The sequence below is a fragment of the Kovacikia sp. CALU 1929 genome, assembly GCF_056784235.1.
In genome coordinates, this window is record NZ_JBXBCF010000085.1 from 45,767 (window position 1) to 62,193 (window position 16,427).

Annotated in this window: 13 protein-coding genes; 10 read left to right on the plus strand and 3 right to left on the minus strand. The window is 48.7% G+C overall.

All coding sequences use genetic code 11. From position 1 onward, the window contains the following. Nucleotides 1-20 precede the first annotated feature (20 nt). Together AC1S52_RS23545 and AC1S52_RS23550 are read left to right on the plus strand one after the other, a co-directional pair. Nucleotides 21-1,205: an ARC6/PARC6 family protein gene (locus AC1S52_RS23545; protein WP_482031477.1), complete on the plus strand. Its 1,185-nt coding sequence runs from the start codon at nucleotides 21-23 to the stop codon at nucleotides 1,203-1,205. A gap of 3 nt (nucleotides 1,206-1,208) precedes the next feature. Further along, the gene (locus AC1S52_RS23550) at nucleotides 1,209-1,619 is read left to right on the plus strand and encodes a surface-adhesin E family protein (RefSeq protein ID WP_482031478.1); all 411 of its coding nucleotides are present in this window, start codon (nucleotides 1,209-1,211) and stop codon (nucleotides 1,617-1,619) included. A gap of 12 nt (nucleotides 1,620-1,631) precedes the next feature. Here AC1S52_RS23550 and AC1S52_RS23555 read toward each other — a convergent pair whose 3' ends face one another. After that, nucleotides 1,632-4,268, minus strand: a complete 2,637-nt coding sequence (locus AC1S52_RS23555) for a U32 family peptidase (protein WP_482031479.1) — start codon at nucleotides 4,266-4,268, stop codon at nucleotides 1,632-1,634. A gap of 311 nt (nucleotides 4,269-4,579) precedes the next feature. Here AC1S52_RS23555 and ctpC point away from each other — a divergent pair, with 311 nt between their 5' ends. After that, the gene (ctpC, locus tag AC1S52_RS23560; protein ID WP_482031480.1) at nucleotides 4,580-5,893 is read left to right on the plus strand and encodes a carboxyl-terminal processing protease CtpC; all 1,314 of its coding nucleotides are present in this window, start codon (nucleotides 4,580-4,582) and stop codon (nucleotides 5,891-5,893) included. 67 nt (nucleotides 5,894-5,960) lie between these two features. On the opposite strand, the gene AC1S52_RS23565 is transcribed toward ctpC, so the two are convergent. Together AC1S52_RS23565 and AC1S52_RS23570 are read right to left on the minus strand one after the other, a co-directional pair. Then, nucleotides 5,961-7,760, minus strand: a complete 1,800-nt coding sequence (locus AC1S52_RS23565) for an ATP-binding protein (RefSeq protein ID WP_482031481.1) — start codon at nucleotides 7,758-7,760, stop codon at nucleotides 5,961-5,963. A 221-nt stretch (nucleotides 7,761-7,981) separates the two neighbouring features. Then, nucleotides 7,982-8,212, minus strand: coding sequence for a hypothetical protein (locus tag AC1S52_RS23570; RefSeq protein ID WP_482031482.1), 231 nt, complete (start codon nucleotides 8,210-8,212; stop codon nucleotides 7,982-7,984). A gap of 347 nt (nucleotides 8,213-8,559) precedes the next feature. Here AC1S52_RS23570 and lepA point away from each other — a divergent pair, with 347 nt between their 5' ends. From lepA to AC1S52_RS23605, 7 genes are all read left to right on the plus strand, one after another. After that, nucleotides 8,560-10,368, plus strand: coding sequence for a translation elongation factor 4 (lepA, locus tag AC1S52_RS23575; protein ID WP_482031483.1), 1,809 nt, complete (start codon nucleotides 8,560-8,562; stop codon nucleotides 10,366-10,368). A 249-nt stretch (nucleotides 10,369-10,617) separates the two neighbouring features. Next, complete coding sequence (gene petB, locus AC1S52_RS23580) at nucleotides 10,618-11,286, plus strand: cytochrome b6 (RefSeq protein WP_482031484.1); 669 nt, start codon at nucleotides 10,618-10,620, stop codon at nucleotides 11,284-11,286. Between the two features lie 114 nt (nucleotides 11,287-11,400). Continuing rightward, nucleotides 11,401-11,883, plus strand: coding sequence for a cytochrome b6-f complex subunit IV (gene petD, locus AC1S52_RS23585; protein ID WP_482031485.1), 483 nt, complete (start codon nucleotides 11,401-11,403; stop codon nucleotides 11,881-11,883). 268 nt (nucleotides 11,884-12,151) lie between these two features. Further along, a complete protein-coding gene (locus tag AC1S52_RS23590) occupies nucleotides 12,152-12,349 on the plus strand; it encodes a hypothetical protein (protein ID WP_482031486.1) in 198 nt (65 codons plus the stop codon). A gap of 15 nt (nucleotides 12,350-12,364) precedes the next feature. Beyond that, nucleotides 12,365-15,694: a leucine-rich repeat domain-containing protein gene (locus AC1S52_RS23595; RefSeq protein ID WP_482031487.1), complete on the plus strand. Its 3,330-nt coding sequence runs from the start codon at nucleotides 12,365-12,367 to the stop codon at nucleotides 15,692-15,694. Nucleotides 15,695-15,886: 192 nt separating this feature from the next. Continuing rightward, nucleotides 15,887-16,102: a hypothetical protein gene (locus AC1S52_RS23600; RefSeq protein WP_482031488.1), complete on the plus strand. Its 216-nt coding sequence runs from the start codon at nucleotides 15,887-15,889 to the stop codon at nucleotides 16,100-16,102. Nucleotides 16,103-16,340: 238 nt separating this feature from the next. After that, nucleotides 16,341-16,427: transposase (locus tag AC1S52_RS23605; protein WP_482031489.1), on the plus strand; the 87-nt coding region annotated here is incomplete at its 3' end.

The window sequence follows — 16,427 nt, forward strand, 5'->3', positions numbered from 1 at the left end:
AAATCTCGTAAAGAAAACCTATGCGTTTATCTCTTACTGGACTGATTGTCACCCTCGGATTTAGCTACAGCATTGGGATTCTCCCTGCTCAGGCTCAATTTTCAGAGAGCAAAGTTGGTGCGGTTGTCGAAGCATTGCGACAGGCGGCTCCCCAAACTGGGCGCAAGAATACGGGTTTGTATAGCGACTGGCAGGTTCAGGCTCAAAATATTCCTCGCTGGTCCAGGTCATGTATTGGTAGAGAACTGACTCCAGCCCAATTTGAAGCCAGTCCAACGACTGCACGGGGAATTATTGTTTGTGTGCTGCGAGATGTATTGCGAGATGAATATCGTGCCAGCGGTAATAACGAACCAGTGGCAGTGCGACGGGCGGCTGCCTGGTGGATGACGGGCGATCCAAACCGCTATAGCAGCGGCGATACGGCAATCTATACTCAGCGGGTACTCAGTCTGTATAGCCAGCAAAACCAATCCAACCAATCGACTCCGGCGCGATCAGCAGTCCCCCAGAATCCGAGTCAACCGACTGATCAAATAACGGGTCAATCGACTGCCTACGATCGCTATATGGTGGCAGGCTATGACGCGACTAAGCGCAGAGAACATGCAACTGCATTGCTTTATTTTAAGCGGGCATTGGATGAGCGCCCCAATGATTCCTATGCATCGCAGGCAATTCGCAATGTGGAATCTTATATGGATCGCAACCGTACAGAAACCCAGGGAACCAATTCTCCCCAACCGACTGCAACGGTGACACCCATCACCCAACAGCAGGCTGTCAGTCTGATTAATCAATGGTTAGTGGCAAAGGCGGAAATATTTGCGCCTCCCTTTAATCAAGCGCAACTGAGTAACTTTGCCACAGGGGAACTTTATGCCTCTTTAGCAAATTCTAATGGTCTATTAGATTGGTTGAGGAATAACCGGGCTTACTACCGCTATGGCGTTCAAAAAGTGGATTCCATTGAACGGTTTGCGGCTGATCGCGATCGGGCAACGATTGAATTAAGGATCACCGAAGACCGCACACTTTACCAGGGTGGCGCAGTCAACCCCCAACATACCGATTTTTCAACTAAACCTGTTCGCTATACGTTGGAACGGGTAGACGGTCGGTGGAAAATTGCTGATTATAAAACGCCTGAAGGTTTACTTCTGGAGCGATCGATCTTAAATACAACCTCCTCAAATCGCAGGTAATTCATGAAACGGATAGTGAACTGGTTAGTCACTGGCTGCATACTCACCTTTCCCTCGACCGCTTTAGCGGCAGAGTGGACAGCCATTGTCACCAATTCAGTGGGTGATCAGTTTTTTGTAGATAAAAATTCAATTCAACGGAAAGGAGATGCTGTCTGGTATTGGGAGTACCGCCGATTCTCACAACCCAACAATGCTTTTTTTGAAGAACCCGTGAATCAACCAGTGTACAGCGCAGTGATTCAATGGTCAGTAGATTGTGAAAGCCAGGTTCAACGGCTCAGACAATTGGCTGCCTATGCCCAGGATAGAAAAGCCATTCAAACTTTTGACTATGGTGAGGCAGGAAGTCTTGCCCAACCCAGACCAGGAAGTAGTGCCCACAAAGTTGTCGAGTATGTCTGTAAAAATTGACCGTCAGGAAAATTAAGTCACTAATGGACCACGGGTTACTCCAATCTGGTTCTGCAACTTAAGTTCTCGCCAGAGTTGGGAACCCGTAATTTTTCCCTGGAGCAATTGACGATAGCGTTGAATCGTTTGCGTTACCTGCTCAGGTGTTTCATTGATAAACTCAATCCGAAAGTAGCTCAAGCCCAATTCCAACAAGCGCTGAGCGTATTCTGCCCCCGTCTGGGCAGTCCCATTAAATACCGTATTGCGGCACCCAGCATCCGCTCGCAGAATATGCTCAGTGCCAACCCGATCGCGCAACTTGACTTCCTGTTTCTCACAGGGGCGACCGCAGTTGGTGTAGTCGGTTCCGGTTGAGAGAAAGGCACAGAATACGCAATGTTCCATATGAAACATGGGCATATGCTGGTGAATCGTGACTTCAAACCAGTCAGGGGGAGTCATCATCAGCAACTCTTCAAGCTGGTTCATGTTCAAATCATAGGATGCGGTCAGTCGCTCCAGACCAAATTTCTGTTTGAAGTAGCCCGCCGTCAGTGGATTCGCAACATTAAGCGAAAAGTCCCCTATACACCGCTCTCCGTCAAAAAACGATAAGTGGTCATAGTTTCGCACCAGATAACCATCCGCACCCCACGATCGCACCTGCTGCAAAATCCACTGTTCTCCCGGTTTAGCAATTCTTGGTGGAGCAAGCCAAATGGAGGGTGAGCGGTGAGGAGGGTTTTTCTGTATAACTCCCCTGCTCCTCGGCTCCTCTGCCCCCCTGCTCCCTTGATCCCTTCCTGCCTGTCTTACCCGCTGCACGGCTTCCCCATACAACCGCACATCTTCAAACTCGCAGTAAAGGGTTTCAACCCCTGTTTCCAATGCCGCCTGTAGCTGACTTAGATTTCGTACCAGCCCAATCAAATGGGGGAAAGGGGTCTCATTCAATAACGCTCGGCTTGGTAACAGATCCCTGAATGAGGCGGGCGATCGCAACTCCCACTGCCTGGGTAGCGATCGTAACTCCTCTAACTGCTTGACCACTTCTCGTCGCAGACGGTTCAGTTCACTCACGGGCAGCATCACCGCCCCTTTAATGTGGTTTGTCAGTCCCTTCAAGCAAAAAGGGGTGTTGCCCAAACGACTGAATTGCTCCTGTAGCCGCTCATGGCTGAGGGGTTTCGTATGTGCCTCAACCAGAGCAATGGTAGAGTCAACCTGCACAATATGCCCCACTTCGTCACGGGCGATCGCCGTCAGCGATACCCCCACCTCACCATAGACTTCGATCCAGATTGGACGTTGAAACTGCGGTGTGTTCCCAGCAAAGGTTTGGCGCAATTGCCGTTCAAGTTCGGGGTCGCTGGTTTTCCAAACGCGATCGCCCACATGTAACCGTCTCAAGTTCAAATCCTGTCGTCCAAAGGTGAGTAGCGCTTCTTCCCCCCGCTGCTCTACGGTATAAACCCGTCCCCCCTGTTCCTTTGCCTCAGGATGTCCATCATCAAACACTACCCCATCCCCCGGCTTCACCGGAGCCTGGAGCCGGACGAGTACCCGATCTGTTTGAATATTGGTCACTTCACCTAAGTAAACTCCCCGTTTCTTCCCAAACCGAGCATGGACGAGTTCCTGGTTATTAATTCCACCAAACCAGCCAGGATAAAGACCGCGAGAGAACGCCATTTCCAGGTTATAGCGATCGGGAGAGGGGGGAGGGGAGAAGGGAGAAGAGAATTTACCTTCATTCCTGCTGGGTAATGTAAGGGATGAGTCAACTTTTTCTCCTCTGCCCCCCTGCTCCTCTGCCTCTCTTCTGCTTCCACCCGCCTCGCTCACCCGATCCAACGCCTGCCGATACACGCGGGTCACATTCGCTACATATTCTGGGCTTTTGAGCCGACCCTCAATCTTCAGACAACTCACCCCTGCTTTCATCAGTTCTGGAAGTACGTCTAACCCTGCCAGATCTTGGGGACTGAGCAGGTATTTGCGATCGCCCAACTCCACGATTTGGCCATCGGCAATCAGTTCATAGGGCATTCGACAAGCCTGGGCACACTCTCCCCGATTGGCAGAGCGCCCACCTAGCGCTTCACTCGTCAGGCATTGACCCGAATACGCAACGCACAGTGCCCCATGAACAAACACCTCCAACGGCAGCGAAAGGCTCTGCGCTTTAGCTTGCTTCTGAATTTTGTGGATTTCCTTCAGAGAACATTCCCGGGCAAGTACGACTAGTTGACAACCCAGAGATTGAGCAAAGTCTACCCCCGCGACACTAGTAATGGTCATTTGGGTAGAAGCATGAATTGGGAAATCAGGTGATAGGTGGCGAATCAAACGACACATTCCCACATCCTGCACAATGACAGCATCTACGCCTGCGGTAATGATGGTACGGAGATACTGCTCAACTTCTGCCAATTCACCGGAAAAAATCAGGGTATTAAGCGTGACATAGCCCTTAACGCCTCGACGATGTAAAAACTCCATCAAGTGAGGCAAATCTGCTTCTGTAAAGTTATCTGCCCGCATCCGCGCATTGAATCGCTCTAGCCCAAAATAAATAGCATCTGCCCCATTCTCAACCGCTGCTTTGGCACACGCCCAGTGACCAGCCGGAGCCAAAAGCTCTGGTCTTGGGAAACGAGTATTCATGGATTCAGTGCGTCGTTCTGGAGTAGGGTACATCAGGCTACGAATGGACTAAATAGCAGTGGTTCACTGCCATCATATCGCTGCCAGGATGGTGTCCTCTGTTGACCTATCTAACCTGCGGATAACTTTTATCACCTCATCCACTCCAAGTACACGGAGCTAAAAAAAACCTGTAAAGAAAAGCAATAAAAATTTAAACAGAATTTTTCCCCAGAAAATCATTGTTCTCGGATTGATTGCAGCCTATTCTGCAATTTGCCTGTGCTAAATTGGGCGTAATCTTTTGCAGTTTTTCCTTCGGCTCAAGAACTATGGCAATCACAAAACGTGGGCTTGTTTTAGGCGCAACCGCCGCCGCCGTCAGTGCTGTAACGATTACGGGAGCTGGACTTCATTTATCCGCAGGACAAGCCTTCTTTACTGAAAGCCCGAAGGAACTCGTCGATGAAGTTTGGCAAATCATTGACCAGCAGTATGTTGATGGCACCTTTAATCAGGCAGATTGGAAGTCAGTTCGTAAAGACTATCTAAACCGTTCCTACGCCAACAAGGAAGAAGCATACAAAGCCATCCGGGAAATGCTGAAAAAGCTGGACGATCCCTACACCCGCTTTATGGACCCGGATGAATTCAAAAATATGCAGATTGATACCTCCGGTGAGTTAACCGGAGTCGGCATTCAACTGGCAGCAGACGAAAAAACCAAGAAGTTGACAGTGATTGCTCCAATCGAAGATTCTCCTGCCGCTTCCGCCGGAATTTTAGCAAAAGACATTATTGCTTACATTGATGGCAAGTCTACCGAAGGGATGCCCGTTGATCAGGCAGTCAAACTAATTCGTGGAAAACCGGGTACACCCATCAAGCTGACAATCCTGCGCGGCACCCAGCAGCTTGACTTTGACCTCAAACGGGCACGAATTGAGATTCATCCCGTGCGTGCCAGCTATCAAAAAACTCCTAACGGTGGCATTGGTTACATTCGTCTGGTTCAGTTCAGTGCCAACGCCCCCCAGGAAATGCGTGCTGCCATTCAGAAACTGGAAAAACAGCAGGTCAATGGCTACATTCTTGATGTGCGTTCCAACCCAGGGGGATTACTCTACACCAGTATTGACATTGCCCGCATGTGGATGAAAGAAGGGGCGATCGTCTCGACGGTCGATCGCAAGGGTGAGCAAGAGCGGGAACGGGCAAACAACCGATCGCTAACAGATAAGCCCATGGTTGTCCTGGTGGATGGCGGCTCTGCCAGTGCCAGTGAAATTCTCTCCGGAGCATTGCAGGATAATAAACGGGCAGTTCTGGTGGGGACAAAGACGTTTGGTAAGGGTTTGGTTCAGTCCGTTCGCAGTGTAGACTGTCCCACCCCCAGTTCCAGAGATTGTGCCGGTTTAGCCGTGACCATTGCTAAGTACCTCACCCCCAGTGGGCGTGATATCAATAAGCACGGTATCGACCCTGATGTAGAGGTCAAGTTGAGCGACGAACAACGCAAGGAACTCAGTACCAATCGCGACAAAATTGGTACGGCTGAGGATCCTCAGTACGCCAAAGCACTGGATGTACTAACGCAACGGATTAAGGCTCAACAGACGACACCAAAAGCGGGCGGTCAGAGCTAAAGGTTACTGAGCAGTCCTAGACCTCCGAGGTTTTGAAAGTCTCGGAGGTCTTTTGGCGACTTAAGCCTTAAGGTGAAATCATTAAGGGTTCCTGATAGAGGGGAACGGTAAAGGTAACGGTCGAGCCGAGCCCCTCACCCATGCTGTAAAAGTTGACAACTCCCCCCATGGTCTCAACCAACTTTTGGGAGATTGCCAGCCCCAGCCCGGTGCCCCCGTACTGGCGGGTGCGCGAACCATCTACCTGGCTGAAGGACTGGAACAACTTGTCCTGTTTGTCCAGAGAAACACCAATCCCAGTGTCAGCAACCCGTACCTTTGCCATTCCAGGAAGCTCCTGGTTTTGGACAATGGTTTTCTTTTTGATGATCTCAACGCTAACGGTAATTCCGCCCTCATGGGTGAATTTGATAGCATTGCCAACCAGATTGAGCATTACCTGCAAAAGCCGTTGATAGTTACCGTAAAGAATAATTTCATCTTCAGTGGGAGGCTTTTCAACTTTGAAACTAAGGTTTTTCTGGCGGATCTGGCTCTCGGTCAAATCTTCGACATCTTCTAAAAGTTCGTTCAATTTGATCGCATTCATCTCAATTTCCAGCTTGCCAGCCTCAATCTTGGCAATATCTAGCACATCGGTAATGATGTCTAACAGGAGAAGAGCCGCCCGGTATGACTCCTTGATAAACTCAGCTTGCTCCTCTGGGTCATCTGCCATGCCATCCATGATGAGTTTGAGGAACCCAAGCATGCCGTTAAGGGGAGTTCGCAACTCGTGGGAAGTGTTTGCCAGAAACTCACTTTTAAGTCTGGACGCTTCCTCTGCCTGACTGCGGGCTTCTTCCGCCTGACTGCGGGCGACTTCCAGTTCCCGATGCTTTTGCAGGAGCTTGAAATTTGCCTCCCGCAATTCAGTGGCAAGTGCCTGACTGTCAGTAAACAGGGAAGCGTGGGCGATCGCCGTCCCCACCTGATCCGCAAGATCCTGCATCAGGTCCAGTTCAGCTTCACTCCAGACGCGAGGGCGATCGCACTGGTGTAGAATAATCAACCCATTGGGCTGATCCTGATAGCAGGTCGCGACAACTAGCATCGAGCGCCAGGGCTGAACCTCTCCCTCAACGTCCTGGCTAGACTGATCCTGTTGACCGACTACGGGCTGCAATTTGTGGATAGCATCTCTTAAGCAGGGGTCTTCAGAGACCCACAACTCCTGTCCTATCAGTGGAGGAAGTTGATTTTCGCAATACTCAGCAACGACTTCTACTTTGGGATTGAGCGGCTTATAAGGGCAGATCACACAACGGCTGACGCTGAGTGCCTTCCCTAACCCCTTCACCGTTTGTTGCCAGATTGTAGACAGATCGAGGGTGCGGCGGATGTTCCACGAAATTTGGGTCAGCAGTTTTTGGTAGCGGTCTGAACTGAGCGAGTAGGAAATTGCCAGATCCGATCCGGAAATGGCTCTATCCTCAGTGGACGCGAGGGGTCGCCCAACTACAATTACCATAGTTGGCAGACGATCTGGCACTGGCACTGGACTCATGACCAGATCCAACAAAATCGTTTGGTCTGCACAGTGGAAATAACATCTAAAGCGCTCTGGTGACAGAGAACTGAGGACGCGCTTAAGCCGCTCCCGGTAGGAGGTCGGGTCAACCGGGTAAAACAGCCCACCCGTGTTGCTTATAATCTGCTCTGGTGTGATATCGTACTCACGGGCTGCTTGCCAGCGAAACGACAAATAATTCCCTTCTTCATCTTGAGAAAACACCAGATCATCCATCGTTCCCTGCGAATTGTTTCCTGCTAGAGGAACTTCATGGTCTTCTGATAAAGAAGGTGGAAGGTTGGTGGAGGGAATCATTAGGCATCAAAGCTAGGAGCATGTAAGAGCGATAATGAAGGCAGATCGTTAGAAGAATTAACCTGGCTAGATACACCTAGAATATGGGCTGGATAGTGGGTAGCGAATCCACACCAATACGACAAGTGCAACCACCGATTCAGCCGGGACTCAGCCGTTTTACTGATGTAGAACCAAAGCCTTGATCCATAACGATACTTATCGTTACGAATCTAGCGTGACTAATCGTTCCACTCGCCCCGTGGCGGCACAGGAGGGTTACGCTGAAGGTTCCGTGAAAGGTCATCATCACGGGTAATTTCACTTCTCAGCCATTGCCGGATGGCAACTTCAATCACCTTACTCGGATCATTGGTTAAATGCTTGATCTGGTCTAGCAGGTCAGAGTCGAGATGGACAGAGATCTCAACTTTTTCGGAAGATGGACGGGAATGGATGACAGACTCGCTCATAAATTTAAAGTGAAGTTTCGGTGGCAGGTTAGCAGTTAGGGTGAACCAGTCATCCCATCTAGACCAGATTTTCAGTAAAAGCCTATCCGAAAACTTCGAATGGGTTAGTACTGGGGTTTAGGGATTCAGGCTTTTCGGATAGGCTCTAAAGCAAGTAATAGCCAGAATAGTGGTTATAACAATGTATGGCATAAAACAATCCCCCTCTCTATAAATTTTACATACATGTTTCTGTGCGTCCATCAAAGCCTTCTTCAAAATCAGCAACAGAAGGCTTTGTTTGAGCGTTTCCGTGCTCTGTGTAAGAAAGAATTACAATACATTAAGCAACTTGCATAACTAACCCTATGACTGACGCGCCTGTCTCCCACATCCGAAATTTTTCCATTATTGCCCATATTGATCATGGCAAATCAACCCTGGCTGACCGTTTGTTACAGTCAACGGGAACGGTTGCTGCACGGGAGATGAAAGAGCAGTTTCTTGACAATATGGAGTTGGAGCGGGAGCGTGGGATCACGATTAAGCTCCAGGCGGCTCGGATGAACTATACAGCCCTTGATGGTCAGCAGTATGTGTTAAATCTGATCGATACACCGGGGCATGTAGATTTTTCCTATGAAGTGTCGCGATCGCTGGCTGCCTGTGAGGGTGCTCTCTTGGTGGTTGATGCTTCCCAGGGGGTTGAGGCTCAGACCTTAGCCAATGTTTACCTGGCACTGGAGCACGATTTAGAGATTATCCCCGTATTGAACAAGATTGACCTGCCAGGAGCCGAACCCGAGCGTGTGAAGCAGGAAATTGAAGATATCGTTGGCTTGGATTGCAGCGGTGCAATTATGGCATCCGCCAAGGAAGGGGTCGGGATCAATGAGATTCTGGAATCGATCGTTCATCTGGTGCCGTCGCCCAAAGATACGGTGGATCAACCATTGCGGGCATTAATTTTTGATAGCTATTACGACCCTTACCGGGGAGTGATTGTCTACTTTCGGGTCATGGATGGCAAGTTGAAAAAGGGCGATCGCATTCGCCTGATGGCATCTCGCAAAGAGTTTGATATCGATGAACTGGGGGTGTTATCGCCTAACCAGATCCAGGTGACCGATCTCCACGCGGGGGAAGTAGGGTATCTGGCAGCGGCAATTAAGGCAGTGGAAGATGCCCGTGTTGGGGACACGATCACCCTTGCTACTGTTCCCGCCAGGGAACCGCTACCGGGCTATGTGGAAGCCAAACCAATGGTCTTCTGCGGTATGTTTCCCACCGATGCCGATCAGTTTGAAGACCTGCGTGAGGCTCTGGAAAAGCTGAAGCTAAGTGATGCTGCCTTGAACTACGAACCGGAGACTTCTAGCGCCATGGGGTTTGGTTTCCGCTGCGGTTTTCTGGGCTTGCTGCATATGGAAATTGTCCAGGAACGGTTGGAACGTGAGTACAACCTGGACTTGATTACAACCGCCCCGTCGGTGGTGTATCGGGTTACGACGATTAAAGGGGAAGTCGTCCTGATTGATAATCCCAGTCGCTTACCTGACCCCCAGCACCGTGAGAAAATTGAGGAACCCTATGTCCAGGTTGATATTTTTACTCCAGAAGAGTATGTTGGCACGTTGATGGAACTCAGTCAGAGCCGACGGGGAATCTTCAAAGACATGAAGTATCTAACCCCAGGGCGAACGACGCTGATTTATGAGTTGCCGCTGGCGGAAGTGGCAACCGACTTTTTTGACCAGCTCAAATCGCGATCGCGGGGCTACGCCAGTATGGAGTATCAACTAATTGGCTACCGGGAAAATCCCCTTGTCCGCCTGGATATTATGATTAACAGTGATCCGGTTGATCCTCTGGCTACGATTGTTCACCGGGATAAGGCGTACGGCGTTGGTCGCGCTCTGACCGAAAAGTTAAAAGAACTGATTCCCCGTCACCAATTTAAGATTCCGATTCAGGCGGCGATCGGCAGCAAGATTATTGCCAGTGAACACATTCCTGCCCTGCGCAAAGATGTCCTTGCCAAATGTTATGGCGGTGATATTTCACGGAAGAAAAAGCTGCTGCAAAAGCAAGCGAAAGGAAAGAAGCGGATGAAGGCAATTGGTACTGTGGATGTGCCCCAGGAAGCTTTTATGGCAGTCCTGAAGTTGGAACAGTGAGGAGTGAGGAGTAAGGAGTAAGGAGTGAGGAGTGAGGAGTGAGGAGTGAGGAGTGAGGGGCTGCTTTAGAAAACTTTGTATTCGCTTAAGAATCGAGTCTGCTCTGAACGGATGCCAGTCGTCCAGGAAAGCCAGTAGGCGCAATCAATACCGCTGCCTTAGCAATCTCAATCCAGTGTGAAAATCGCGCTGCCACTGTGTTACATTCTTTATGAACAGCAATACATATTCTTAGGAATTTCTCCCTTCATGTTTACCAAGCAGGTAACCGATTCTAAAGCGTTCCGGTGGTTTGAGGAGCGTCTGGAGATTCAGGCGATCGCAGATGATGTCTCCAGTAAGTATGTTCCTCCCCACGTCAACATTTTTTACTGTCTTGGCGGCATTACCCTGGTTTGCTTTCTGATTCAGTTTGCGACTGGGTTTGCCATGACTTTTTATTACAGACCCACTGTTGCAGAAGCGTTCAGTTCAGTTCAGTACCTCATGACTGAGGTTAATTTTGGCTGGCTGATCCGCTCCATCCATCGCTGGTCTGCCAGCATGATGGTGCTGATGATGATTCTGCACGTCTTCCGGGTTTACCTGACAGGCGGTTTCAAAAAGCCCCGCGAGTTGACCTGGGTCACGGGTGTGATCCTGGCAGTCATCACTGTTTCCTTCGGTGTAACGGGCTATTCCTTACCCTGGGACCAGGTTGGCTACTGGGCAGTTAAAATTGTTTCCAACGTGCCTGAAGCAATTCCTGTAGTAGGTACTTTGATTGCCGATCTGTTGCGCGGCGGTTCTAGCGTGGGTCAGGCAACTCTGACTCGCTACTACAGTGCTCACACGTTTGTTCTACCCTGGCTGATTGCCGTTTTCATGCTGCTTCATTTCCTGATGATCCGTAAGCAGGGAATTTCGGGTCCCCTGTAATGGTTTGTTGACCTGTTTGTCAGGCTAAGCCATTATGATGTGAACATCAGATTATCTTTTTAATTCCTTCCAGTCCCGATCTGCCGACTTCAGAGATAAAGGAACACGTTAACTATGGCAACGATTAAGAAGCCAGACCTGAGTGACCCCCAACTTCGTGCCAAGTTGGCAAAAGGGATGGGTCACAACTATTATGGTGAGCCTGCTTGGCCCAATGATTTGCTGTACATCTTCCCAGTGGTTATTCTGGGAACGATCGCTCTCTGCGTGGGTTTGGCAGTCCTCGACCCCGCTATGGTGGGTGAGCCTGCTGACCCCTTCGCAACTCCCCTGGAAATTTTGCCTGAGTGGTATCTTTTCCCGGTATTCCAGATCCTCCGCACTGTACCTAACAAATTACTGGGTGTGGTGTTAATGTCAGCGGTACCTTTGGGGCTAATTCTGATTCCGTTCATCGAAAGCGTGAACAAGTTTCAGAATCCCTTTCGTCGTCCACTGGCAACCACTCTTTTCTTGATTGGGACTCTGGTAACTATTTGGTTGGGCGTAGGCGCAACTTTCCCCATTGACAAGTCTTTGAGCTGGGGATTGTTCTAAGATCTATCGTTCTAATCTAATTTCGGGTTCGTTCTTACAAAATTTGCCTGTCAAGTTTGTTGGTAGTTGTTGAACTACTAATTAATTTGGCAGGCAATTGTTTTGTTGAGCTACTAGAGCGTCAGCAAAACCAAACCTTTTCAACGGTCAGATGTTGCAAAATTATACCGATTCAAACAATTATCGCTACAGGTGACCCCACCGCCTGCGGCACCTCCCGTGCTTCGCGCCGCTGACGCTAGGTCAAGGGGAGGTTGGGAGGGGTTCAATGGGTCGCGATCGCAATTTAAAGTGGGATGACCATACGGGGGCAATTAATTGGATGGGTGTACTTGCCTGTCAGAGCGGTAATTTGCAGGAGGGCATTACCTTTTATCAACATAAGGTCAAGATATTGGATATGGTTGCATCTCTAAACATTGATTATGATGGCTATGGACTTTCTGCTCTGTTGAAAGCGGATTAGCGCATAGAGATTGCTATGTCTTTAACAGGTTTCGCCGTAGGCACTGCTCTAAAAATCGTTGCCCCTGCCCTGGCTAAAACACTCCTTGATAATCTTGGTATCGGGGATACATTAACCAATAAGTTACTGGAGCAGGCGATCGATACTGCTGTGGGTGCTATTCCTGAAGGAGAACAACAGAAGGCTTTAGAACAGCAAACTCAAAAGCTGGCAGCTCGGTTACAGAATGAGATGCAACCTCTGTTTGAGCAGGAAGCCAAGCTGGAGCAGGGAAGCCAGGAAGCGATTTTTCTGGCGGTTGCGGAAACGTTGCTCCGAGGTGGCATTAGTTTAGATGGATTGTTAAATCTTGCATTGGATGCAGATCAGTTAACACACAAATTGCTGAAAGCATACCCAGACGCAACCGTAGGGTTTTCAGCCAATGAGAAATCTCTTTATCAACAGGCAGTTGCCTTTGCCAGTGCCAGTTTAATTGAAACCGTGCCTCAACTAGAGGGATTCCAGTTGAGTGTGACACAGGCAATGCTGCGGCAGATGGAGGAATTAGTTCGCTTTGTGCGATCGCAAAAAGAACTGGAATTACAGAAGCGAGACCAGTTTTTGACCCGCTATCGTCAGGTTGTTGCCAGTGCACTGGATAAACCAGATAAGTTTGGGGTGCCGTTGTTAAAGAATTTACTGAGTCAGCAACGATTGTGTGAAGCCTATGTACAGCTTTCATTTACAGAAACCGTCGAAGAATCAGAAGATGAACGGCGCTTAAATAGGCGAGAGACTTTTCTAGAGCATCACCAGAGTTTGGAGAAGCGATCGGAGAATGTTGAAAAAGTTTTGAGTACTCGTCGTCGCCTCGTGATTCGGGGTGGGGCAGGGGCAGGAAAAACGTCATTGATGCAGTGGTTAGCTATTCATGCCGCATGGCAGAATTTTGAAGCTCCCCTGCAACATTGGAATAGCCTGGTGCCCTTTTTCATTCAATTACGCAATTGGGTTGATCAAGGCTTTCCAGCCGTGAAAGACTTTGTACTGCCAATTGCAAAAAATATTGCTGATGAAATGCCTGGAGGCTGGGTAAGGCAGCAGCTTGACAGTGGGTGTGCGCTAGTTTTGATTGATGGTGTAGATGAGCTACCCCGTGAAGAACGACAGGCATTTTTTGAGTCTTTGCAACAGCTTGTGACAGAGTTTCCTGATGCAATTTACATTACAACCTCTCGCCCAGCAGGACTGAAAGATGAAAACGGTGAGGAGTGGGTGGAATGGGAACAGTGGGTTAAGGCAGAGCAGTTTAGCAACTGTGTGATGAAACCTATGACCCTGCCGGAAATTAGACAATTTGTGAATCGCTGGCATCGTGCTCTTCCTGCACCCAATCGACAGGAAGACAAAGATCCACAAAAGATTGCTGACAATCTGATACGTCAATTAGAACAAAAGCCTGAAATCCGGCAACTGGCAGAAACACCGTTGCTGTGTACGATGATCTGTGCGTTGCATTACGACAACGAAGGGACTTTACCGGGAACTCGCATTCGCTTATATGACAAGTGCATTGAGATGTTGCTGGAAGAGCGAGATAAACAACGGGAGATTAAAACACATATTCAGTTAACGCTGGAGCAGAAAGAAGGATTTTTGATGGAGTTTGCTTACTGGTTGATGCGAAATAACTACTCTGATGCAGAAGTTGAAAAAGCAGATCGCCAGTTTCAGGATTATCTCAAAGAGTATAGTTTGCCAGATGTCACTGGACGGGATATTCGCAACTTTCTGCTGGAACGGTCAGGGTTATTGCGAGAACCATTGATGGGGCGAATTGATTTTGTCCATCGCACCTTTCAGGAATACCTGGCAGCAAAGGCAGTGCTGGATCACGAAGATTTAGGAGTGTTGCTGGCTCATGCAAGTAATGACCAATGGCGGGAAGCGATGATTGTTGCTGTTGGCAAAGGTTCGCGTCCACAGCGCAGTGAGTTGTTGAGGAAACTGCTGCAACAGGGAGACGAAAATGCAGACAAACGACATTATTTGCACCTGTTAGCTGTAGCGTGTTTAGAAACAGGAGTGGCGATTGACGCAGATTTGCGTACCGAGATTGAGACACGAGCAAAAGCCCTGCTACCGCCTAAGGATGAAGACGAAATAGCGTTGGTTGCCAGGGCTGGAGATGAGATCGTGCCGTTACTGGCATACGATGCCAGCTATTCTATTGACGAGGTCTGCAACTGTATTAAAGTGTTGACTCAAATTGGTAGTCCGGCGGCAATGCAAAAGCTGGTGACCTATGCTCAAGCAGGTTGTAATTCAGAGCAAGACAAATATCGATTTGGGGCAGCATTAGGGGAAGGTTGGCATCGATTTGATAACGATCTCTATATCCGTAATGTTTTAGTTCATACTAAAGTGCTAATTTTGAGTGGAACTGAGATACAGGACCTCACTCCGTTGACATCCCTTTCCCAATTACAGGCATTTTATTTGAACGGAACCGGGATACAGGACCTCACCCCGTTGACATCCCTTTCCCAATTACAGGCATTTTATTTGAACGGAACCGGGATACAGGACCTCACCCCGTTGACAGTCCTCTCTCAATTAAAAGAATTGTCTTTAAGCGGAACCGGGATACAGGACCTCACCCTGTTGACAGCCCTCTCTCAGTTACAGTCCTTGTTTTTGAGCGGAACCGGGATACAGGACCTCACCCCGTTGACAGCCCTCTCTCAGTTACAGTCCTTGCTTTTGGACGGAACCGGGATACAGGACCTCACCCCGTTAACATTCCTCTCCCAATTACAGATTTTGGATTTGAGCAGAACTGGAATACAGGACCTCACTCCGTTGACATCCCTCTCCCAGTTACAAACATTGGGTTTGAGCGAAACTGGGATACAGAACCTCACTCCACTGACGTCCCTCTCTCAACTACAATCATTGTTTTTGAGCGGAACTGAGATACAGGACCTCACTCCGTTGACATCCCTCTCCCAATTACAAATTTTGGATTTGGGCGCAACTAAGATACAGGACCTCACTCCACTGACATCCCTCTCTCAGTTACAAACGTTGTTTTTGAGCGGAACTGAGATACAGGACCTCACTCCACTGACATCCCTCTCCCAGTTACAAACGTTGTTTTTGAGCGAAACTGAGATACAGGACCTCACTCCACTGACATCCCTCTCTCAGTTACAAACGTTGGATTTGAGCGAAACCCCAATTCAGAACTTCAGTATATTGGCAGAGTGTCCTCAATTGAGAATAGTGTATTTGACTAACGAGCAAATGAAAAACGCTGAATTACCACCAAAACTGAAGGGAATAATAAAATACATTGATTAGAATCGTTTGAAACCAATCAATAATTATTCTCTGCCCCTTATCCTCCAAACATTCAACCAGGACTTACGCATTTCGACCAAAACCTCGGAGGTTTAAGCCACCCAGTGGGTAGATGCTTGATTTCTGATTAAAACCTCCGAGGTTTGCGTAAGTCCTATCAACTTTGACTTTTTGCTGATAGCGCCAACTTCTGTGAACGAGTCCCCTCCTCCAGCAAATATCTCCCCTTACATCGCTATTGCAATCCACCACATTACCAATGCAACTCGATTCATTACGGATGTGACCCTCAACAAATTGAATGCAACCCAATACAAAGCGAATGTCACTCGATACATAAAGTTTGCGACCACTGACAAAAGCAATGCAACCCCTTACATTCCCATTGCAGCCCAAAATCCTCCGTAGCCGTTAAATCCTCTGAAGCTAAGGGGGTAGTGCCTTTTCGTAAAGGACACCTGCTGGGTTGAAAGTTTGCCGTCGGATACCTCTAAAATGGACTCAAAATCAGGCGCAATTGCCTTTTCAGCTCCTGCTGGATTGAAAGTGGACCCACTCGTTTCCACCTGGGCAGCGTATTACTTCAGGGGCGCAATTGCCTTTTCAGGGCGTTGCATAATGGGAATATGAAATCAGGGTGAAACCGATGCAATGTCCCGAATGTGGCTCAACTGACATCAGTAAGAACGGCAAGCAAAGAGGTAAACAAAATTACCTCTGCAAAACCTGTCGG

Bases quoted from the DNA above. Each gene is read 5' to 3' on its own strand.
- AC1S52_RS23545 (WP_482031477.1), top strand. From the start codon at position 21: ATGCGTTTATCTCTTACTGGACTGATTGTCACCCTCGGATTTAGCTAC.
- AC1S52_RS23550 (WP_482031478.1), top strand. From the start codon at position 1,209: ATGAAACGGATAGTGAACTGGTTAGTCACTGGCTGCATACTCACCTTT.
- AC1S52_RS23555 (WP_482031479.1), bottom strand. From the start codon at position 4,268: ATGAATACTCGTTTCCCAAGACCAGAGCTTTTGGCTCCGGCTGGTCAC.
- ctpC (WP_482031480.1), top strand. From the start codon at position 4,580: ATGGCAATCACAAAACGTGGGCTTGTTTTAGGCGCAACCGCCGCCGCC.
- AC1S52_RS23565 (WP_482031481.1), bottom strand. From the start codon at position 7,760: ATGATTCCCTCCACCAACCTTCCACCTTCTTTATCAGAAGACCATGAA.
- AC1S52_RS23570 (WP_482031482.1), bottom strand. From the start codon at position 8,212: ATGAGCGAGTCTGTCATCCATTCCCGTCCATCTTCCGAAAAAGTTGAG.
- lepA (WP_482031483.1), top strand. From the start codon at position 8,560: ATGACTGACGCGCCTGTCTCCCACATCCGAAATTTTTCCATTATTGCC.
- petB (WP_482031484.1), top strand. From the start codon at position 10,618: ATGTTTACCAAGCAGGTAACCGATTCTAAAGCGTTCCGGTGGTTTGAG.
- petD (WP_482031485.1), top strand. From the start codon at position 11,401: ATGGCAACGATTAAGAAGCCAGACCTGAGTGACCCCCAACTTCGTGCC.
- AC1S52_RS23590 (WP_482031486.1), top strand. From the start codon at position 12,152: ATGGGTCGCGATCGCAATTTAAAGTGGGATGACCATACGGGGGCAATT.
- AC1S52_RS23595 (WP_482031487.1), top strand. From the start codon at position 12,365: ATGTCTTTAACAGGTTTCGCCGTAGGCACTGCTCTAAAAATCGTTGCC.